Here is a 20,841-nt window from a genome sequence, read left to right on the forward strand (position 1 = left end):
AGTGGTTTTGGAAAGTGCTCAGAAGGGTAATCAGGATAGGCAGGAAAGAAAAAAGAAGAGACAAAAACGGGCTACTAAAACCATCGCCAAATGATATACTTTACCCTTAGCCTGACGGCTATGGTGAAAACACCAACAACGGCATAAATTGATACTTTAGCGGCAGTTCTGTTTAAATCAGCAATAAGACCTATGTTTGATTAGGCACAAGTGAGTCTGGAGACTCACTCCCACTGCACGTCACCGGATAGATTCCGTCGCCAGGGTATTTTTCCTTCGCTTTAGCCACCAAACTGCTCCTGGTACTGCTGATAATGGTTTTTGAGTTTATTCTTTTTCAGGGCGTTGCTGGCCGCTTCTATTTTTTTCTCTGTCAGTTCCTGCGTCTGCAAATTTTGCAACAGCTGTTCCTGGTCATCGGCACTTTCTTCCACCTGCGTATAAGCCTCCTGAAATGCTGGTGTGAGCGAGAGCTTGTTCTTTAGCACAATTACGTAGTCAACAGCCACCAATTTCTCCAGGGCTTGCTCTACTTCTTCCAGTGTAAATACAGTGCCATCTATGGCGTCGGCCATCAGCAGCACGTCCTGCAGGGTGGCTCCTCCTTCTCCGCCTGTGGCCAGCAGCAGGGCCTCCAGGAACTGCGCATCAGCTTCTTCCCAGGTTGAATTATACTTCGGCACGATGGAAAGTTAAATCGTTGAATGGAATATCCCGCATGCATTTAAAGTGGTCTTTGGGGCACTTGCTGTAACCTATTTTGGAGCAGGGGCGACAGCTGAGGCCATGCACCTCCAGCACTTTATAGTTTGTCCGGAACGGGTACATGCCAAACTCCGGAATGGTATTGCCCCAAATACTGATGATGTCTTTCTGAAAAGCAGCCGCAATATGCATCAGGCCAGTATCGTGGCTAACCATTTTCTCAGCCTGCCGCACCAGCGAAGCAGAACCATTCAGTTTATACTTGCCACAGGCGTTATATATCGCTGTTCGCTGTGCGTTGTTCGCTGTTCGGGTTTCGAAGTAGGTAGCAATTTCTTCTCCCGTGGCGGCATCTTCTTTTCCACCCAAAAGAACAACAGGTTGCTGCAGGCGCTCACACAGCTCTATAATGCGTTCGGTGGGCAGGCGCTTGGTGTAGTGTTGTGCACCGATGGCAAAAGCAACGTAGCCCTTCTGAAACAGTGATGGCAGCATTTGTATGTCTACCTCGTCCTGTGCAGGTATGAAGTAATCGAGGCCTTTGCCATCGTCTTTCACGCTTAAAGCGGCGGCGGCATCTAGATAGCGTTGCACAATGTGCACATCGGGCAGGCGGTTGCGCTTAAAGTTGACCATGAGCCACTTTTCATAGTTCAGTTTGTTGAAGCTTTTGCCTGGCTTACCCAATCGTGCCCGAATAATGCGCGTGCGCAGGTTGTTATGCAAATCCACCACATAATCAAAGTTCTCCGCCTTCAGCTGTTTTACCAGTTCTTTCAGGCTGCTGCCCAGCAAATGCGTTTTATCAACATAAGGGTTATGCTCCACTATACTTTTAAAAGCCTTCTTGGTGCAGTAATGCACCTCCGCATCGGGCACCTGCTGTTTAATGCAGCGCACCGCTGGCGTCGTTAGCACAATATCGCCGATAGAAGAAAAACGAAGTATGAGGATTTTAGGCATTTTGTTTGAAACGCGTCCTGCCGCAAAGTTTTGACTTGTAGCAGCATCTGATGCAAGCTTTCTGCTTGCGTATCATTTTATATAGATTCAGGCTTAATAAGTAGAAAAACCTGTTTCATTTGTGCTCCAAGTTAAAACCTGAAGCAGCAAAAATTGCACCGTGTTTCCTTACTTTATCTTCTCCTTTCGCTCTCTGAAATACTGCTCCACCTCTTCGGCAGACTTTGTATTGAAGGTCATCTCTTTTGTGAGCCCTCCTTTTCTGCCAACTAATACGCCATACTTCATGTCGTCGTAACCGCTGGTATGGTGGGCATCCGGATTTATACTGAGCATCACGCCTTTCTCTATTGCATACTGCACCCAGCGCCAATCTATGTCCAGGCGCCAGGGATTTGCGTTTATTTCGATGATGACGTTGTTGGCAGCACAGGCATCAATCACCATTTGATGGTTAATCGGGTATCCTTCGCGGCGTAAAAGCAGGCGGCCTGTTGGGTGGCCCAGCATGGTGGTGTAGGGGTTTTCAATTGCGGTGATGAGGCGCGTGGTGGCTTTCTTCTCATCCATGTTCAGGCTGCTGTGGATAGAGGCCACTATAAAGTCAAACGTCTTTAACATGTCTTCGCTGTAGTCCAATGAACCATCACCTAAAATATCTGACTCTATACCTTTGAAGATTTTGAACGGGGCGAGCTTCTTATTCAGCTCATCAATTTCCTTTTGCTGGCGCAGCACGTCTCCCTCCCGCAGGCCACCGGCATACGAAGCTGTTTTGGAGTGGTCGGAGATGCCCAGGTAGCCGTAACCCATGTCGCGGCAGAAGGTAGCCATTAGCTCTAAAGTATGGGCGCCATCGGAGTAGGTGCTGTGGTTGTGCAGGCTCCCTTTCAGGTCTGTTAGCTCCAGCAGCTTCGGCAGCTTGTTCTCCATGGCCAGTTGCAACTCATTGCTGCCTTCGCGCATTTCGGGCAGCACATACGCCATACCCGCTGCAGCATAAATATCCTCCTCAGTGGCGTGGTTCTCCTGCCGTATGACAGCCATCATGCATTTGCCAGCTGCAAAAATCTGTGTCAGGTGCGCTGCGGAAGCAGAACGCGTTAGCAGCTCGTTGGCAAAGCTTGCTTCCGGTACAAGAAAAATTTCTGTGCTAAGGCCACTCACCGTGTGCTGCCCGCGCCACACCAGCGGCCCGGAAGCTTTCTCATCCTGCTCCAGCACCTGTAGTTTGCTAAGCTTACCCGTTGCTTCGGCAGGGGCATCTGTTGCCACCACCAGCTGCAGGTGCTCTACTATCTCCATACGCCGGCGCACATCGCCTGCCAAGCTTACCTGCGCCTCCGGAAAAGCCTCCTGTATATTTTCCAGTAACTTCTGGGCAGCAGACTCGGCTTCGGCATATAACAGCTTGCCGCGATTTTGCTGTGTAAAGAGCAGTGCCTGCCTGATGTTTTCCTGTGTTTTGGCACCAAAGCCCTTTAGCTTACTTACTTTGTCCTGTTCACATGCCTCCAGCAACTCTTCTACTGTTTCGGCACCAAGCTCTTTCCAGAGGTTGCGCACTTTTTTAGGGCCAATGCCTTTAATACGCAGCATCTCCACCACACCGGGCGGTGTGGCTGCCAGCATCTGGTCCAGCTCTTCAAAAGAACCCGTGGTGTTTACTTCCACAATCTTGGCGGCAATGCCTTTGCCTACCCCGCCGATTTCCTCCAGCTGAACCTGGCTCATGCCGGCCAGAGGCGCTTCTACCAACTCCAGTGCTCCCACCGCATTTGCGTAAGAGCGTATCTTGAAGGGGTTCTCATCGTGTAGCTCCAGCAGCTCAGCCGTTAGCTTAAACAGTTTTATGATATTCTTATTTTCCAAAGCTCTGTTTTGTATACTTACAAAGATAGAAAATGCTGCTGAACCTTGCCTGCCATATCCCCTATATTCACCTGCAGCCTCTACACTTTTGATTTGTGGTAACGCTGCGCTTACAACTAAATACGCCGGTATCACAGAGCGCTTTTAAATTAGTAAGCTTCTATATAAAAGAAGAAATGCCTAAATTGCCCTATAATCTTTTTAATGAAGTATGAAAAACGCATCATTGCTTTGCCTGCTGTGCCTCGTGTTGGTAGCTGTTACCTGCAAAAAGAGCGACAAGCTAGCGGCAGCGCTGATAGATAAAACCTGGCTGCATTCTTTTGAGGAAGATGCCGGCGACACGCTCGTTTACCGCCCGAATACCTATGAATTCCCGCCATCCCGCGGCCGCACTGGCTTCACATTGGAGTCTGGCGGCGTGATAAAGCGCTACGAGATAGCCCCTACCGACGGGTTGGAGGAAAAACTTGGAGAATGGGAGCAGAAAGACAAACACAGTGTGCAGATCCGGATGAGCCCTGACAGCAATCCACCGCAGCAATACGAGGTGCAGATCATCTCGCTGGAAGATGACGTGCTGAAAATCATAAGACAACCTGTACCCGGAAACGAGTAATCGCATGCATTAACATAAAGGTGTCTTTCAACATATCAGCAACCTGAAATAGATATAAACGAACGCCATGTACACCAAGCTCTCAATAAAAGTCAGGATAGCAATTATAGCAGCCCTGACGGTTCTGCTTGTTTTCACCATGGCACTGACTAATATTGAGAACCTGCTGGGAGGTTTGATTGGGGGCGTAATAATTGGGCTGTTAATCTCGGAGTACGGAATGTACCTGCAGCGTCGTAGAGCAGAATAGTGTTTGCCAACCGTTTCTCCTGTTTTCTATAAATCAACAATTTACCTATATCAATACCAATGCAACACTGGCTTGTAAAATCAGAACCTGAAAAATATGCCTGGGCCGATTTAGTAAAAGACGGCCGCACAATGTGGGATGGCGTGCGCAACTACCAGGCGCGCAATAACATGCAGCAGATGCAGCCCAATGACTTAGTACTATACTACCACAGCGTATCAGAAAAAGCTATAGTAGGCATCGCCAAAGTAGAGAAAGCCGCTTACCCGGACCCCACTACGGACGACGACAAGTGGGTAGTAGTGGATTTAGCGCCCTTCCGCGACTTCAAAGAACCTGTAACACTGGCGCAGATAAAACAGGACAAGCGCCTGGAGAACATCGCACTCCTGCGCCAGTCGCGCCTGTCGGTTATGCCGCTTACCGCCGAAGAATTTGATGTGCTGCTTGCGCTGGGCAACTAAAGTAATTTTCCCAAAAACTAGTCACCCATAACAACGAACAGCAGCTAAATTCAGTACAACGATTTAGCTGCTGTTTTATATTTACCCGTACCTGATAGCATTAACACCCTGTTATTTATGGTTCTTTTTCGTCACCTGCTCACCTGTATTTTCACACTTCTACTGTTTCCTGTGCTCGCCCAGGAGCCAGCACAACCTGTGCGTGTCGAGCTGCCATTCGATATGGAAACAACGAATGTGGAAGTAATTGCCCTGCCTGACAGCAGTCTGCTGGTGTACTATACCACCGGCAACCTCTGGAAAACAGAAGCTACGTTTAACTTCACGAAGTTTAATCATCAGCTTGAGCAGCTATGGTCTGACACCGTTAACATGCCTTCCGATAGCTATTACATCCGGCACTACACAGAGGCACCTTACACTTACCTGGTTTTCGGGCAGGATGACCTGCAGGAGTATACGTTTGTGAAGCTAAACCACAGCACAGGGCAACTGCAGCAAAAACATTATGAACTAGAGCCGATTGATGCAATATACGAGTACAGTGTGCTTAACGACAACTACTTTATTATTGGCAGAAATAGAAAAGACCAGAAGCCAGTGCTCCTGCACCTGAATACCGACACAAACGAAATACAGCTGCTGCCTTCGATATATGGAGAAGAATCTGCTTTTTCTGATCTTTTAGCAGACCCTGCGAATAACCGCGTAGATGCCGTGCTGTCAGAGTCTAACGGTCGCATATCCCGGCTGCAGGTAAAGAGCTTTAATGCCCGTGGCAAACTACTCAAGAGCCACTTTATTTTGCAGCAGGAAGATAAAAGCCTGCTAAACGCAGAGATTACGCCTGGCGACAGTACCCAGAAGATGCTCTTTGGCACATATGGCACCCGCGACCTGCGCTATAACCAAGGCTTCTTCACGACGCCCGTCACGACTTCCGTTGTGGATGAAGAAGGCAGGTTTTACAGCATGCTGCAACTAAAGAACTTCTTTAAGTACCTAAAGCCCCGCCAGGAGGAGCGTACCCGCCGCAGGGAGGCAGCCCGTCTGAAAACGGGCAAGAGCCCCAGGTACCGGTACCGCCTGCTGCTGCACGACCTCATTGACACTCCAGAGGGCTACATACTGGCAGCAGAGGTATACTACCCGCAGTACCGCAGTTCTAACACTAACTGGGGCATTGACCGCAGCTTCTCTGTAGGGCGCCAGGAAGAAGGGTATAAACGGACGCACGCTGTAGCGCTGGGCTTTGATAAGCAAGGCAGGCTGCTCTGGGACAATGCTTTTCCACTTAAAGATGTAGTTAGCTATGATTTGGTGCACACTGTTGAAGTAGGTCGCTTACCAGATGGCCGGGTGGTGATGGCATACCCAAGAGAAGAGCAGATTATTTACCACATAATGGACCACAGCAAGTTCGACGAAGAAGAAACCGAACTAGACATACTCACTTACGAGGAAGATGAAAGAATACAGGACACTATTGAGCCGGGCATTATTCGCTGGTACGGCAATAGTTTTGCGGCATTTGGTTTCCAGCGCATAAAGCCTAAATCCGAAAGCTCCCGCACCGTCTTCTATATCAATAGGATTGATTTTTAAAGGTTGAATTGCTCGATGGCTAAATCATTAAATGGCTGCATTGTTAAATTGTTATCCAAGAAACAGGTTTTTACGATAACTCGCGCTGCATATTAGCTCTTCCGACAGGAAAGGTGTGCTAGTCGGGGCAGTACATCCATTCAACAATGAAACAATGTAACCACTAAACATTTATTTCCCTATCTTAATCAGACACGCTATATTTGCAACCAATACTTCCGGCTATGCAGAAAAGACTCATCGTAAACCACCAACTGCTCGATATAATGGTGCTGCGCCTTTGCCACCAACTCATCGAGAACCACGGCGACTTTTCTGATTCTGTTATACTGGGTTTGCAGCCACGCGGCAGGTTTGTAGCGCAGCGTATCCAGCATACCCTGGCTTCCATACTGGGCAAGCAGGTGCCAACCGGCTACCTCGATACCACATTTCACCGCGATGATTTTCGCCGGCGTGAAACACCGCTTACCGCCAACGCCACCAAAGTTGATTTCCTAATTGAAGGCAAAAATGTGATTCTGGTGGATGATGTGCTGTATACCGGCCGCTCTGTGCGGGCTGCGCTGGATGCCATGATAGCCTACGGCCGCCCAGCCAATGTGGAGCTGCTGGTGCTGATTGACCGCCTTTACTCGCGCCACCTGCCCATACAGCCAACGTATGTGGGTCGCCACGTAAACTCGTTGCAAAGCCAAAGGGTGCTGGTAGAGTGGAAAGAACAGCAGGCCCCGGAAGACAATATATGGCTCATTACCAAAAACGAAGAATAAACTCTCCCCATGCAAGAGCTTAGCGTCCGGCACCTTTTAGGCATCAAAGATATTACCCCGCAAGACATCCAGCTCATTTTTGAGACCGCGGATAATTTTAAAGATGTGCTGAACAGGCCGATCAAGAAAGTGCCTTCGCTGCGCGACATTACCATTGCCAACGTTTTCTTCGAGAACTCCACGCGCACCCGTCTCTCCTTCGAGCTTGCCGAAAAAAGGCTTTCTGCCGATGTGATCAACTTCAGCAGCAGCAGCAGTTCTGTAAAGAAAGGCGAAACCCTGCTGGATACGGTGAATAACATTTTGGCCATGAAAGTGGATATGATCGTGATGCGGCACTCCAGCCCGGGCGCACCACACTTCCTGAGCAACCACATCAAAGCCAACATAGTAAACGCCGGCGACGGCACCCACGAGCACCCGACGCAGGCGCTGTTAGACTCCTTCTCCATCAGGGAAAGACTTGGCGATGTAGCGGGCAAAAAAGTCGTGATTATCGGGGATATCCTGCACTCGCGGGTGGCCCTGTCCAATATCTTTGCGCTTCAGAAGCTGGGGGCTGAGGTAATGGTGTGCGGCCCTACTACGCTGTTGCCAAAACACATCAGGCAACTGGGCGTTAAAGTGGAACTGGATGTACGAAAGGCGCTGGCATGGTGCGATGTGGCCAATGTGCTGCGCATACAGTTAGAGCGCCAGCAAATGAAGTATTTTCCGTCGCTGCGCGAGTATACCCTTTACTATGGCATCGACAAAAAGATGCTCAACAGCCTCGATAAAGAAATCACACTCATGCACCCGGGCCCGATTAACCGTGGCGTGGAACTCAGCAGCGATGCAGCAGATTCACACCACTCCATTATCCTGAACCAGGTGGAGAATGGCGTGGCTATTCGTATGGCAGTGCTGTTCCTGCTGGCTCAAAAGCAGTAGCATGTCATAAAACTTATTTTTTCTGACAAAAAGAGGCCTGTTCCGGATAGCGGAACAGGCCTCTTTTTGTCACTATGTCCAAACGCTGTATTTTCTTTTACCTTTTCTGCGGCTGTTTCTCTTCAGAACAAAAACCTTCTGCAAACAAAAAGGCCGCAGGAAAACCTGCGGCCTTTTTGTTTATAATTTATGCAGCTTTAATCGAGGTCGAGTTGCATATCAGGTGTGTTCATTTCAAAACCAACCCTTCTGTTAATCAGTCGTAGAGCTTCGGTTCTGCGACGTGGCAGACGCTCATTCACCTGTACTAAAGGTTGGGACTCACCATAACCTCTGGTTACCAAACGGTCTGGGTTCTGAACTCCTTGCTGTACCAGGTAATCTTTCACATTCTGTGCTCTGGCCTCAGAAAGTGCTTGGTTGTATTCTTCAGAACCAATGTAGTCAGCATGTCCTTTAATCAGGAGTACGTGATCAGGGTATTTCTGCAGTACTATTACAATGCTATCCAGAAGCTGCTTATACGCATCCTGCACACGAGCCTGGTCAAACTCAAAGCGTACTTTCTCTTCAATTAGTCGCAGTTCGTCAGGAGTTAGTTCAGGACATCCGTTTGCTGTGCCTGGGCCTGCAGAGTTAGGGCAAGCATCCTGGTAATCCGGAACACCGTCACCGTCACCGTCTAGCGGGCAACCATCAGGACCTACCTGTACGCCAGCTGGTGTGTCAGGACATTGGTCATTCGGGTCAGCTACGCCGTCACCGTCAGTATCAGGGCAACCTTGCATGGCAGCAGTACCAGGCTGGTCAGGGCACTGATCATCTTTGTCAGCTACGCCGTCACCGTCACGGTCAGGGCAACCTTGTGTAGCTGCTGTACCTGGCTCTGTAGGGCACTGATCCTGGTAATCCGGCACACCGTCAGCGTCAGCGTCTAGTGGGCAACCATTTCTATCAACCTCCACACCTGCTGGTGTATCTGGGCATTGGTCTCTTCTGTCTGGCACACCATCACCGTCCGCATCCGCGGCTTTGCCTAAGTTAAAGCCAAGGCCCACGTTGTGCTGAAGGAAGTTATCATTACTACCTGTGTCATAGCCATCAATCTTGTCCTGTCCTATAATTACATAGTTGGTTTCAATGAAGGCGCTAACAGCATCTGAGAAACGGAAACGGATACCCGCACCACCTTTTGCAGCGGCTGTGATAAATTTATCATCTTCCTGCCGGCTACCATCTGCTCTAAAAGCATCTGTTTTAGCCCAGGCACCACCACCACCAATTTGCAGGTATGGACCGATAAAGGCATCTTCTTTTAGAAGGCTACCATACAGTTTCAGGCGCAGGGCCAGCATAGCAGTACCCATTTGAGCATCGAAGTTAGCGTTATTGAAGGCGCCGCCTACTTCTGAGTTCCTGGCTTCCGTGCTACCATAGGTCAGGTGCAAGCCTGCATCTATACCAGACGTTAGATAACGGTTCAGATTAAGACCACCGCCCCACTCCAGCTTGTTGCTTTCGAAGTACTGGTCATCTATCTCGCCCTTATATTGTAAGGCACTACCGTATATCTGGATGTTTGTTGGTTGATCCGAGCTTTGGGCAAACAACCCGTTACTTGCTAACAGCAAGAAAACGAGCGCCATAGCTAATTTACTAAGTTTTGTAAGTTGTGTTTGCATGTTTTTACAATGTATATTTTGATATGACAATACGTGCATGTTTGGGAAGGAGTTACTCTTATGCCCAAAAAAGAGTCTGGCATTCGGTGACTGCAAGGCTTTAGTTGCACGCAATTTTAGAAGGAGGAAAAATTTATCCATAGGCTTTCAATAAAATTAAACATTTACACTACCTTGAACACCACGGCAGTTACGTAAAGACGCACATATTATTACCGCTAGAGCATTCCTATACTTCAACTGATACAGTAGTACAAGGTTGTTCCAGAAAAAATATTTTGATGCAAGGGCATTAAATTAAGAGTAAGTACAGTAAAACTTGTTGTCAGCACATGCCTCAAAGCTTTTCATATTTCATTTTTCTACAACAGAACAAAGCTTTTGCTGCATCAGGCGCTCAATATCGTCTGCTTCAATCGGGATGGCCTGCATCAGATCTCGCGGTCCGTTCTTTGTGATAAGGATATCGTTCTCTAACCGTATGCCAATTCCCTCTTCCCGAATGTAGATGCCCGGCTCGCAGGTAAACACCATGCCTTCTTCAAACGGCCTGAACTTATTACCGACATCATGCACATCCAGCCCCAGGTGGTGCGAGGTGCCATGCATAAAATACTTCTTGTAAAGTGGCTTGGCAGGGTCCTGGTTCCGAACATCGCTCTCGTTCAGCAGCCCCAGCCGGATGAGTTCATTCTCCATCACGGTACCTACAAATTTATGGTATTGGTCGAGGGTGTTACCCGGCACCAGCATCTGGGTGGCCGCCTTCATCACCGTCAGCACCGAGTTATACACATCGCGCTGACGCGGTGTAAATTTGCCGTTCACCGGCACCGTGCGCGTCAGGTCTGCGGCATAATTGGCATACTCTGCCCCGAAATCCATCAGCACCAGCTCTCCGTCTTCGCACTCCTGGTTGTTATCCACATAGTGCAGAACGCAGGCATTGCCACCAGATGCAATAATAGGCTGATAAGCCGGCCCTCTGGAGCGGTTGCGCAGAAACTCATGATAAAGCTCTGCCTCTATCTCATATTCCTTCACACCGGGCTGTATAAAACCAAGCAGCCGGCGGAAGGCCTTCTCCGTTATATCGCAGGCCTGCTGAATCAGCGCCACCTCCTGCTCCGATTTTATGGCCCGTAGCTGGTGCATGATGGGCGCGCTGCGCTCATACCTGTGCAAAGGGTAATGCTGCTGGCACCACTTTATAAAGCGGGCATCGCGGGTCTCCACCTCTATTATGGCACGCAAGTGCTCGTTTGTGTTCAGGTATAAGTGCTCCGCCTCAAAAAGCTGGGTTTTCAGTATCTGCTCAAACTCATGCGACCACAAAACGGTGCTGATACCAGACACCTCCCGGGCCTGCTGTTTCGACAGCTTATACCCTTCCCATGTCAGAATATGCTCGTTTGTTTCGCGCACAAAAAGCACTTCTTTCATGCGCTCGTCTTTCGCATCCGGGAAAAGCATCAGGATGCTTTCCTCCTGGTCTATACCGCTTAAGTAGAATAAGTCACTGCTTTGGCGGAAGGGCATGGTGGCGTCTGCATTAGCAGGCATCAAGTCATTAGAATGAAAGATGGCAACGGACGATGATTTGAGCTGTTTTATAACGTGGCGGCGGTTTTGCACAAACAGCTCCTGCCCTATTGGGTGGTATTTCATAGTTCGTGATTATTGTTCGGCCCATAAAACTACTAAAATTTACAGAGATGGCAACTGAGGCTTCTCTTGCTCCGGCTATAAAAGCACTCGTATAAGTAGGGACTGGACTAAAAATTATTTCCTGAGGAGGTACAAGTCTGCACATTTGGAAGTTGCCGCAAACTATATTTACCTTTTGCACAACACTTTAAGGATGCCCTGCCGCTAAGCAGAAAGGCAGGACTGAGAATACCCTCTGAACTGATACAGTTAGCACTGACGAAGGGGAATCTACCCATCTCTCTAACTTCTTTCCATCTCTCTAACTTCCAACACTTGCAGCAGTTGCTCATTCCGTATCTCGCGGGCGCACTTGAAATGGCCTTCGGGGCAGGCTCTGTAGCCGTGCAGGCCGCAGGGGCGGCAGTAAAGCGGCTCCTGCCGCTCCACCACGTGGGCAAAGCCCGAGAGCGGACCAAAGCCGAAGCGAGGCACGGTGGAGCAGTAGATGGCACAGGTCGGTGCATTCAGCGCAGAAGCCAGGTGCATGGGGCCGGAGTCGTTCACATAGTTGAGCACCGCATCCCGCATCAAGGCCGCCGACTGCAACAGGTTCAGCTGCCCGCACAGGTTTTCAACTTGCTGGCTGCTGCTTTGGCTGATGATAGCGTCGCAATGGCTCTTGTCGGCGGGCGAACCCAGCAGGTAGATTTTATATTTCGTGTCCAGGCTGTTGATGAGTTGCACCCACTGCTCTGGCGGGTACTGCTTTGTAAACCACACCGAAGTGGGCGCCATACAGATAAACGGCTCCTGCTTCAAGTCCTGCACTTTTGCAAAATCTATCTGGCTGGGGTAAAGCTTTGGCTTGGAGGGGATGGCATTGGTCAGGCTTTGGATGAGCATGTCGTTGCGCTCCACCTCGTGGGTACCTGACTTCACATCGTGCACATAGCGGCGGGTGAAGAGGCGGGAGAAGGGGTTCTTTTCAAATCCTACAGTTTCTTTCGCTCCCGAAAAAGCAGTCATAATACCTGTGGCGCCAAAACGCTGCACGTTTACCACCAAGTCATACTGTTCTGCCCTGACTTGCTTCAGTAATTTCAGCAGACTTTTATACTTACCCTGCTGCTTGTCCCAAATCAACACTTCCCGTAACAGAGGATGCCCTTTCAGCAGTGCCTCGTTTCCTTTGCGCAGCAGGAAGTCCAGTTTCGCCTCCGGGTAAAAAGCATGCAGCTTCTCCACCAACGCAGTGGCGAGTACCACGTCTCCCAAAAAAGCTGTTTGTATGATAAGGATTTTCTTCATGCTGATAATAAGCTTCCGGTAAAGCTACACCAAAGCGCGCTGAGTTTAAAAATATAAACTGAAAGGGAGAAACAGGCAGGAATGAACAGTTGGGAAATCGTTGCCTTTCATGCTAAAAAGCAATATATAGTATATCGCTCATTCTTGCAAAGCGAAGGCTGTTTTTAAACTAAACATTAAACTACTTTAACTTAATAGTTCTGATATTCTTATAAAATATCAATTTGAGTCTTGATATTTGTAATGGGTTGCTTTGGTGATGCAGGCAAGTCGCCTTTCCAAATATGGACTGGCAACCCCTCATGCAGCTGCCTTAGCAGGTGCAAAGATACATCATCAACAGGAAAGGAAAGTCAGCAGACAGCTTTTCCGCCTGTTATCATTACCTTTTATTATTGTATGAAAAGAACTTTATTCCTTCCTGGCTTATTAGGCCTTCTGCTTTCCATGTCCGGCTGCGTTTCTACGTACATGCCCAACGTGCCCAATGTACCCATGTTTACTAAAAAGGGGGAATTGAGCACAGGAGGCCACATAACACCGAAGGGTAATTTTACCTTTAACACAGCCTATGCCGTTACCGACCACTTTGCGGTGCTGGTGAATGGCTCCATGCTCAACAGCGAGCGCCGAAAAAGAGATTTGCAGCATAACCTGATTGAAGCAGGCGGTGGTTACTTCACCTCCTTTGGCCCGGACAATAACCGTGTTTTAGAAGTGTATGGCGGTTTTGGTGGCGGCAGCAGCGACCGCACTGAAAGAGAAGAGAATGACGAGGGTGCGATCATCTCTGAACGACGCGAGGCAAGCTTCAGCAAATATTTCGTACAGGTAAACTTCAGCTCTAAAAGGAAAAAGTCGCTGCGCCTGTTTGGCAATGAGTACCCACTGAATTATGGCACTGCTCTACGGGCCAGTTATATAGACATGAACAAACACCTGTTCAATGGTTTACCCGCGGAAGAAGAAGACAATATATTTCTGGAACCAATCTTTTATACCCGCCTGACGCTGAATCCATCGGTGCAGCTTCAGTATTCCAGCGGCTCTAACTTCGGCCTGAAAAACCGCAAATCCCTGACCGCCGGTTACTCTGTTTTCTCGCTTGGCTTTGTAATCAATGTAGGAGGCCGCAACACCACCCAGAGCAAACCTGTTAACACCAAGAAAGCCGCCCGCTAGATCAGGCTTTATTATATAGGTATATAGGCATAGTCATCATCCGGCACGTGTAGCGCTAAAAAGATTCTGCGACTTTTTCCGTACCTTTGCAAGCCTAAAATCAATATTGAATGCCTGATTATCATATTCATACTTTACCTAACGGGATAAGAATTGTACACAAGCAGGTGCAGCATACCAAAATAGCCCACAGCGGGTTTATAATGGATATCGGCAGCCGCGACGAACTTTCTAACGAAACAGGAATAGCTCACTTCTGGGAGCACATGGCCTTTAAAGGCACCGAAAAAAGAAAATCTTTCCACATCCTCAACAGGCTTGAGTCTGTGGGAGGTGAACTGAACGCCTATACTACAAAGGAGAAAATCTGCTTTTACTCCTCTGTGCTGGACAAGCACTTTGATAAGTCGTTTGAGCTGCTGACGGACATCACCTTCCGTTCCATATTCCCGGAGCGGGAGATTGAGAAAGAACGGGGCGTGATTTTGGAGGAGATGGCCATGTACCTCGACACACCGGAAGAAGCTATCGTAGACGAGTTCGACGCCGTTGTATATGACCACCATCCTTTGGGAAACAATATCCTCGGCACGAAAGAAAGTGTTTCCAGCTTTGAAAAACAGGATTTCTTGAATTTCCTTGACCGCAACCTGAGCACCGACAAACTTATCTTCTGTTCTGTCAGCAACCTGCCTTTCGAGAAGGTGCTGAAATTGGCAGAAAAGTACCTGGGCGATATTCCGGAGATGAAGAAGCACCGGGAGCGCATTCCGGTCAGCCACTATGTTCCGAAGTTTATTACCCTTGAAAAACCGATTTCGCAGGCGCATTGTGTAGTGGGCACGCCCGCCTACGCCCTTTCCGATGAGCGCCGCATTCCGTTTTTCATGCTCGTGAACATACTGGGTGGCCCCGGCATGAACTCGCGCCTGAACCTGGCGGTGCGCGAAAAGCATGGCCTGGTGTATACCATAGACGCCAACTACGCAACCTACCTCGACACCGGCCTACTCACCATCTACTTCGGCACAGAGAAAAAGCAACTAAAACGCACGACCTCACTGGTGCTGAAGGAGCTGAAGAAGCTGCGGGAGAAACCATTGGGCTCCCTGCAGCTGCACACTGCCAAAGAGCAGCTGATGGGGCAGTTGGCCATGGCCGAGGAAAGCAACATGGGCCTGATGATGATGATTGGCAAGAGCCTTCTGGACCAGGACCGGGTAGACTCGCTGAACGAAATCTTCAGCCAAATCAAAAACATCACCGCCACCGACCTGCTGGACATCGCTAACGACGCCCTCCGCGAAGACCAACTCAGCGTACTGAATTATGTGCCGAATTAATGGCTTAATTGTTTAACTTTTAAATGGTTGATTTTTTAGTTTTCAGAGATCAGCACTTTAACAAACCAACCATTTAACAGTTTAGAAAAATGGAATTCATAGACGAAGAACTGCTGCAGTATTCAGAGGAACATACCTCACCGGAAAGTGATTTGCTGCATAAGGTAAACCGCCAGACGCACCTGAGTGTGCTGCGTCCGCGTATGCTGTCGGGGCACCAGCAGGGGCGTTTACTGTCGATGTTCTCGAAAATGATACAGCCAAAGCAGATTCTGGAGATTGGCACCTACACCGGCTACTCCGCACTATGTATGGCTGAAGGGCTGCAAACAGGTGGTACGCTGCACACAATCGACATTAACGAAGAACTGGAAGAGCGAGTGCGGGACTATTTTGAGGAAGCAGGACTTTCAGATAGCATAAAGTATTATATCGGCAATGCACTGGAGATTCTCCCGACTATTGATGCGGAATATGACCTGGTGTTTATTGATGCTGACAAAATCAACTACACCACCTACTATGACATGGTCATTGATAAGGTGCGTGCAGGAGGTTATATTATTGCCGATAATGTGCTGTGGAGTGGCAAAGTGCTGGAGAAGTACCGCCGGAAGCTGGACGAAGACACGAAAGCGGTGATGAACTTCAACAAAAAGGTGCAGGAGGACGAGCGGGTAGAAAACATATTGCTCCCCATACGCGACGGCCTGATGGTGGCACGCAAAAAATAAGATGAAGGAGCGGGAGGACGAAAGAAATGTTCTCCCGCTTTTCTTTTTACCTGATTTATACCTTTCCTTTAGCTAACACCCTATCCCACTGCACCTTACTTTTGGCAGCAGCTTTCTTCTGCTTTCATGGGCTAATCTCTGCCTGAAAATATAATGTAAGAACTTGGCGAAGCGTTTTAAAAAGCGAGGCAAATTGCGTTATTTTTGCGAAGCTATATATTACCTTTCAAACATATTAGCACTTAGCTATTTAACAAGCTTCAACTCAATAGAAAGTAGAGCTCCAAATTCAACGTTTAGCCACATTGTAAAGTACCAAGCCATGAAAAAATCCTTCAGCAGCCTTTTAGCCTTGTTGTTCCTGCCCTTGCTGGCCTTGGCACAACTCGTTACTGTGCCCAAAAACGTATACTTCGCCGACATCCACCTCCGGATTTCGGACGGAGCACAGGAGGAAATCCAGAAAAAGGTAGATGCGCTGCACCGCAACCAGACTTACTTTAAAATGAAAGTAGATCTGGCAGATACCTATTTTCCCGTTATTGAGCGTGTATTTAAGGAGGAAGGCGTGCCAGATGACTATAAGTACCTTGCCCTGCAGGAAAGCGGATTGCTCGGCGATGCTGTTTCTACTTCTAACGCAGTTGGCTACTGGCAGTTTAAGCGGGAGGCTGCGCTGGATTTTAATTTGCGCATGGATAACAAAATAGACGAACGCCGCCATATTATTGAGGCTAGCCGCGGTGCCGCTAAATACTTCCTGCGCAGCAACAAATACTACAATAACTGGTTTAACTCGCTGCTTTCGTACTATTTGGGCTATACAGGAGCGAAGGCTTATACCAGCCCTTCGGATAATGGTGCCCGTAAGATGGATGTAACCGAAAAGTCGCACCCATACGTGATTACCTTCCTGGCACACAAAATTGCTTACGACGTTTTTGTTGGCAAGGCCAACCCGCCTGCACTGTCGTTGCGCGAGATACGCGGTACTGCGGGCCAGAGTTTAGCTGATATTGCCATGTCTACTCAAACCGATTACGCTGAGCTAGAGAAGTATAACAAATGGCTGTTAGGCAGTTCTATCCCGTCTGATAAAGATTATTATGTAATGGTGCCCGTGCGCAACGGCAACAGCGATGGAGGCCTCTTAGCGTCAAAAGACACGGCTACTCCTATAACAACAAGAAAAGCCTTAAGTGCAAGAATTTCGAAGCAGAACGGATTGAGCACAGTTACCGCGCAACCTGGCGACACAAAAGACAAACTGGCCATGAAAGCCGGCCTTTCTACCCGTAAATTCCTGAAGTATAACGACCTGCACAACTTCGACGAGATTGTAGCTGGTGCAGCATACTATACTGAAAAGAAAAACATGACCGCCGATGCGGAATACCATGTGGTGCAGCCAGGAGAAACCATGCAGCTGATTTCGCAGCACTATGGCATCAGGCTGAATTACCTCCTGTTCAAGAACCGCATGAACCGCAGAGAGGTACCCGTGCCCGGCCGCGTACTGTGGCTTCAGCAACGCAGACCAGCCCACACACCAGTGGAGGTACGCGACCTGAACAAAACACAGACAAAAACCGCTACCGCGCCAGGTTCTAATCGACCAGCAACCAACGCAGTTCAATCAAAGCAGGATGACAGACAGCAGGATGATAATAAAGCTTCTGAGTCAAAGCCAGCTTCTGATGGCAACATCTTCAAGCGATTCATCAACAGCTTTAAGCGTTTTAAAAATCCACAGCCTGAGCAGCAGGAACAAATAGAGGAGGAAGAGGAAATAGTAGTAGCTGAAAGAACAGTAGTTGTTGAAAAGAAGACAAAGGTTCCTGCCCCATCTGTAGCTACTGAAACGGCTGTAGCCGTAAAAGCTGAACCAACGGATGAGGAATGGTTAGAGGCCGTCAAGGAAGAAAGAGTACAAACGGAGAAGACAGAAGCAATGAAGAAAGCGGAAGCACCTGTCACCAAAGTGCCCGCAGCAGAACCGCAGAAGAAACAGCCGGCGCTGTACCCACAAACCGGTACCATGGAGCCCATACAAGAGCCTGCGCAGCAAGCACCAATTGACACGCTGCCTGCAGCAGGTGAAATGTCGCCAGCCGAAGCTGACACGCTCAACACCAGTCCTATACCCGTAGAAGAAGAGGAACAAGCGCAGCAGGAAGAAGAGTTGGTAGAGGAGCAGGCAGAAGAATGGAACATAGGGGCAAAAGACGGAACAGCGAAAGAACCAGAGGATATTTTCAGAGAGCCAGCCGCCACGCCTGTTACGAAGCCAGCCACTAATACAGTTAAGAGAGAAGAAGTAGCTCCTGTGGCAGCACCAAAACCTACAAAGCACGTGGTAAAGCAAGGGGAAACGCTTTATGGTATCTCCAGAATGTATGCCGTTACAGTAAATGACCTGACTGCCTGGAATAAACTAGGTGATGTCCCGATACAAATGGGCCAGGAGTTGCTGATAGCTGAGCCCCTGGTACAGCCGGAGCAGGAGGCAACAGCAGAAGATGTACCTGCCACCATGCTTTCCACCACCAGCGACTATCATACGGTAGTAGCCGGTGAAACACTTTACCAGATCTCGAAAAAATATAGTGTCTCGCTTGAAGACATGCGCAACTGGAATAAACTGACAGACAACAACATCCGCTTAAGGCAGGAATTGCGTGTGAAAGCTCCTGCAGGCGCTACAGCACCAGCCACTGCCACTGAGTCCGGCTCAGCAGAAACCAGTGCGCTGCCAAGCACCGGGTACCATACCGTGGCTGACGGCGAAAGTATGTACCAGATTTCCCGCAAGTATGGTGTCACCATTAAAGACATTATGGGGTGGAATAATAAGTCTGATTTTGCTGTGAGTGTTGGGGAGAGGTTGTTGATAAAGAAGAAGTGATTCTTTGGACGAAGGTCTTTTTGACAAAGAAACACCTAAATAAACGTGAACTCGAGAATTAATCTTTGAAATTTACGCTTGCAGAGCTCTTAATATGAATATTGGTTGATGTATTCTTCTATTTCGGGACATATAGCCTACAAATGCAAATAAATACCATAATACTCACGATTACTTAGTGATTAAATCACCGTATAAATGATTGTAAATCATTTTTTTACACATGGCTTAATTCCCGAGTTCACGTTAAATAACCTCAATTTTCAAACGACAAGAGCCAGCTGCTGTAGCTGGCTCTTGTCGTTTATTATAATACTCCTTTAAGTCCTTAGTCTTTTGTCAAAAGTCCTTTGTCTAAAAGGCCTCACCTTTCCTCCGGCGGAGCCGTCAAACTAGAGGCTGACTGAAGCCCGGTGGCAATTTCCGGCACAATGCCCAGGCGTTCGTAAATTGGCCATACCATCTGCCGGAGGCGCGGCAGGCTCACAGCGAATGGCACGATGCTCAGCGCGCACAGCAGACCACATCCGGCAAGGGTATACCCCACCCCAATATGCTCTGCAACGGCACCTGCCAGCATACTTCCAATGGGAGCCATGCCCATAAATGCAGTGGCGTAGAGGCTCATCACGCGGCCCCGCTTATCGTCGTCTACAATGGTCTGCAGCAGCGTATTGCAGGAAGCCATGGACACAATCATGCCGAAACCGGAAAACAGCATCAGCAAAAGCGACAGCACCAGCATAGTTGAAAAAGAGAAAGCAATTAACGACGAGCCGAACAAGACCATCATACCTACAATCACCTTTCCCAGCCCCACCACGGACTTCCGCTGCGCCAGGAACATAGCGCCGGCTAATGCCCCAAAGCCGGAAGCCCCCATCAGGTAACCTAATGTGTTGGCGCCACCATTTAAAATATCCCGGGCAAAAACGGGCAGCAGCACGCTAAACGGCATTCCGAACAGGCTCAGAAGCGCCACAATCATAATCAGCGACCGAATTGGCGGAAATCCAAAGGCGTACTGGAAGCCATCTTTCAGCGACTCCCAGGCTTTGCGCTGCTGCGCCACCCGCTCAAAAGGCTTCAGTTGCATCATCAGCAGCGAGGCTAGCACGGCAATATAACTAACAGCATTGATGAGAATACATATCCCCTCTCCTACCACCGCGATAATCAAACCCGCGATGGTTGGCCCGACAAGCCGCGCCATGTTGAACATGGAGGAGTTCAGGGCGATGGCGTTGCTGATATTCTCCCGCTTCTCTACCAGTTCAAAAACAAAAGCCTGCCGGGTTGAAATATCAAAGGCGTTGATAATGCCGAGCACAGCGCTTAAAGCCAGCACATGCCATATCTCAATGGTTTCGGTCAGGACCAGAACGGCTAGCGTCGATGCCTGCAGCATTGAAAGCGACTGTGTAACGATTAGCACCTTATGGCGGTTAAACTTATCGGCGACTACGCCAGCGAAGGGACCGAGCAGGAAAGAGGGAATCTGGCTGGAGAAGGTAACGGCACCAAGCAGGAAAACCGAATCTGTGAGGCGGTACACGAGCCAACTTAGGGCAATCTGCTGCATCCAGGTACCGATAAGCGAAATTCCCTGCCCCACAAAAAACAGCTTGTAGTTGCGCGACTGCAAGGCCCTGAACATGCTGCTTAACTTTCCTTCTGATTTTCCCTCTCCCATAAACAAATTTCTCCTGCACTGGCACAGCTTTTTACTTACGTAGGGATACCGCTTTGGAGTTATAGTTTAAACGACAGCACGTTATAGAAATAGCAAGAACAAGTACCCTTAAAGAGACAAATCAAACCACGCTTTTGTTATGGCAGAAGCTGCTTTTTGG

At 48.8% G+C, this 20,841-nt stretch carries 17 protein-coding genes; 10 read left to right on the top strand and 7 right to left on the bottom strand.

Annotated features, from left to right (window positions below):
* Positions 1-281: 281 nt before the first annotated feature.
* The 3 genes from E1919_RS16350 to polX form a co-directional block, all read right to left on the bottom strand.
* Positions 282-683: a hypothetical protein gene (locus E1919_RS16350; RefSeq protein WP_162054485.1), complete on the bottom strand. Its 402-nt coding sequence runs from the start codon at positions 681-683 to the stop codon at positions 282-284.
* A complete protein-coding gene (locus E1919_RS16355) occupies positions 670-1,668 on the bottom strand; it encodes a glycosyltransferase family 9 protein (protein ID WP_162054486.1) in 999 nt (332 codons plus the stop codon). The genes E1919_RS16350 and E1919_RS16355 overlap by 14 nt, the downstream gene beginning before the upstream one ends.
* A 168-nt stretch (positions 1,669-1,836) precedes the next feature.
* Positions 1,837-3,540: a DNA polymerase/3'-5' exonuclease PolX gene (polX, locus tag E1919_RS16360; RefSeq protein WP_162054487.1), complete on the bottom strand. Its 1,704-nt coding sequence runs from the start codon at positions 3,538-3,540 to the stop codon at positions 1,837-1,839.
* A gap of 211 nt (positions 3,541-3,751) precedes the next feature.
* Between polX and E1919_RS16365 the strand changes: the two genes are divergently transcribed.
* The 6 genes from E1919_RS16365 (at position 3,752) to E1919_RS16390 (ending at position 8,184) form a co-directional block, all read left to right on the top strand.
* Positions 3,752-4,159, top strand: a complete 408-nt coding sequence (locus tag E1919_RS16365) for a hypothetical protein (protein WP_162054488.1) — start codon at positions 3,752-3,754, stop codon at positions 4,157-4,159.
* Positions 4,160-4,226: 67 nt separating this feature from the next.
* Positions 4,227-4,409, top strand: coding sequence for a hypothetical protein (locus E1919_RS16370; RefSeq protein WP_162054489.1), 183 nt, complete (start codon positions 4,227-4,229; stop codon positions 4,407-4,409).
* Between the two features lie 59 nt (positions 4,410-4,468).
* Entirely contained in the window at positions 4,469-4,873 is a 405-nt protein-coding gene (locus tag E1919_RS16375) for an EVE domain-containing protein (protein WP_162054490.1), read from the top strand.
* Between the two features lie 117 nt (positions 4,874-4,990).
* Entirely contained in the window at positions 4,991-6,478 is a 1,488-nt protein-coding gene (locus E1919_RS16380; RefSeq protein WP_162054491.1) for a hypothetical protein, read from the top strand.
* Between the two features lie 224 nt (positions 6,479-6,702).
* Entirely contained in the window at positions 6,703-7,251 is a 549-nt protein-coding gene (pyrR, locus tag E1919_RS16385; protein WP_162054492.1) for a bifunctional pyr operon transcriptional regulator/uracil phosphoribosyltransferase PyrR, read from the top strand.
* A gap of 9 nt (positions 7,252-7,260) precedes the next feature.
* Complete coding sequence (locus E1919_RS16390; protein ID WP_162054493.1) at positions 7,261-8,184, top strand: aspartate carbamoyltransferase catalytic subunit; 924 nt, start codon at positions 7,261-7,263, stop codon at positions 8,182-8,184.
* Between the two features lie 197 nt (positions 8,185-8,381).
* Here E1919_RS16390 and E1919_RS28065 read toward each other — a convergent pair whose 3' ends face one another.
* From E1919_RS28065 to E1919_RS16405, 3 genes are all read right to left on the bottom strand, one after another.
* On the bottom strand, positions 8,382-9,866 hold the full coding sequence (locus tag E1919_RS28065; RefSeq protein WP_162054494.1) for an OmpA family protein: 1,485 nt from the start codon (positions 9,864-9,866) through the stop codon (positions 8,382-8,384).
* Between the two features lie 354 nt (positions 9,867-10,220).
* Positions 10,221-11,534, bottom strand: a complete 1,314-nt coding sequence (locus tag E1919_RS16400) for an aminopeptidase P N-terminal domain-containing protein (RefSeq protein ID WP_162054495.1) — start codon at positions 11,532-11,534, stop codon at positions 10,221-10,223.
* A gap of 282 nt (positions 11,535-11,816) precedes the next feature.
* Positions 11,817-12,824 (bottom strand): glycosyltransferase family 9 protein, encoded by a 1,008-nt coding sequence (locus E1919_RS16405; protein ID WP_162054496.1) that lies wholly within the window; start codon positions 12,822-12,824, stop codon positions 11,817-11,819.
* Positions 12,825-13,223: 399 nt separating this feature from the next.
* Here E1919_RS16405 and E1919_RS16410 point away from each other — a divergent pair, with 399 nt between their 5' ends.
* From E1919_RS16410 to E1919_RS16425, 4 genes are all read left to right on the top strand, one after another.
* On the top strand, positions 13,224-14,006 hold the full coding sequence (locus E1919_RS16410) for a hypothetical protein (RefSeq protein ID WP_162054497.1): 783 nt from the start codon (positions 13,224-13,226) through the stop codon (positions 14,004-14,006).
* Between the two features lie 110 nt (positions 14,007-14,116).
* Positions 14,117-15,349: a M16 family metallopeptidase gene (locus tag E1919_RS16415; RefSeq protein WP_162054498.1), complete on the top strand. Its 1,233-nt coding sequence runs from the start codon at positions 14,117-14,119 to the stop codon at positions 15,347-15,349.
* An 89-nt stretch (positions 15,350-15,438) separates the two neighbouring features.
* Positions 15,439-16,083, top strand: coding sequence for an O-methyltransferase (locus E1919_RS16420; protein ID WP_162054499.1), 645 nt, complete (start codon positions 15,439-15,441; stop codon positions 16,081-16,083).
* 322 nt (positions 16,084-16,405) lie between these two features.
* Positions 16,406-18,988 carry a LysM peptidoglycan-binding domain-containing protein gene (locus E1919_RS16425; RefSeq protein ID WP_162054500.1) on the top strand — a complete coding sequence of 861 codons (2,583 nt, stop codon included), beginning with the start codon at positions 16,406-16,408 and terminating at the stop codon, positions 18,986-18,988.
* A gap of 364 nt (positions 18,989-19,352) precedes the next feature.
* Here E1919_RS16425 and E1919_RS16430 read toward each other — a convergent pair whose 3' ends face one another.
* Positions 19,353-20,681 (bottom strand): MFS transporter, encoded by a 1,329-nt coding sequence (locus E1919_RS16430; RefSeq protein WP_162054501.1) that lies wholly within the window; start codon positions 20,679-20,681, stop codon positions 19,353-19,355.
* Positions 20,682-20,841: the final 160 nt, after the last annotated feature.

This window comes from Pontibacter pamirensis, from assembly GCF_010015475.1.
GTDB classification, from domain to species: domain Bacteria; phylum Bacteroidota; class Bacteroidia; order Cytophagales; family Hymenobacteraceae; genus Pontibacter; species Pontibacter pamirensis.

What these genes read in the sequence shown, in the direction of transcription:
- E1919_RS16355 (WP_162054486.1), bottom strand. Translation starts at nt 1,668, where the DNA reads ATGCCTAAAATCCTCATACTTCGTTTTTCTTCTATCGGCGATATTGTG.
- E1919_RS16400 (WP_162054495.1), bottom strand. Translation starts at nt 11,534, where the DNA reads ATGAAATACCACCCAATAGGGCAGGAGCTGTTTGTGCAAAACCGCCGC.
- pyrR (WP_162054492.1), top strand. Translation starts at nt 6,703, where the DNA reads ATGCAGAAAAGACTCATCGTAAACCACCAACTGCTCGATATAATGGTG.
- E1919_RS16375 (WP_162054490.1), top strand. Translation starts at nt 4,469, where the DNA reads ATGCAACACTGGCTTGTAAAATCAGAACCTGAAAAATATGCCTGGGCC.
- E1919_RS16410 (WP_162054497.1), top strand. Translation starts at nt 13,224, where the DNA reads ATGAAAAGAACTTTATTCCTTCCTGGCTTATTAGGCCTTCTGCTTTCC.
- E1919_RS16370 (WP_162054489.1), top strand. Translation starts at nt 4,227, where the DNA reads ATGTACACCAAGCTCTCAATAAAAGTCAGGATAGCAATTATAGCAGCC.
- E1919_RS16425 (WP_162054500.1), top strand. Translation starts at nt 16,406, where the DNA reads ATGAAAAAATCCTTCAGCAGCCTTTTAGCCTTGTTGTTCCTGCCCTTG.
- E1919_RS16365 (WP_162054488.1), top strand. Translation starts at nt 3,752, where the DNA reads ATGAAAAACGCATCATTGCTTTGCCTGCTGTGCCTCGTGTTGGTAGCT.
- E1919_RS16405 (WP_162054496.1), bottom strand. Translation starts at nt 12,824, where the DNA reads ATGAAGAAAATCCTTATCATACAAACAGCTTTTTTGGGAGACGTGGTA.
- E1919_RS28065 (WP_162054494.1), bottom strand. Translation starts at nt 9,866, where the DNA reads ATGCAAACACAACTTACAAAACTTAGTAAATTAGCTATGGCGCTCGTT.
- E1919_RS16415 (WP_162054498.1), top strand. Translation starts at nt 14,117, where the DNA reads ATGCCTGATTATCATATTCATACTTTACCTAACGGGATAAGAATTGTA.
- E1919_RS16420 (WP_162054499.1), top strand. Translation starts at nt 15,439, where the DNA reads ATGGAATTCATAGACGAAGAACTGCTGCAGTATTCAGAGGAACATACC.
- E1919_RS16380 (WP_162054491.1), top strand. Translation starts at nt 4,991, where the DNA reads ATGGTTCTTTTTCGTCACCTGCTCACCTGTATTTTCACACTTCTACTG.
- E1919_RS16430 (WP_162054501.1), bottom strand. Translation starts at nt 20,681, where the DNA reads ATGGGAGAGGGAAAATCAGAAGGAAAGTTAAGCAGCATGTTCAGGGCC.
- E1919_RS16390 (WP_162054493.1), top strand. Translation starts at nt 7,261, where the DNA reads ATGCAAGAGCTTAGCGTCCGGCACCTTTTAGGCATCAAAGATATTACC.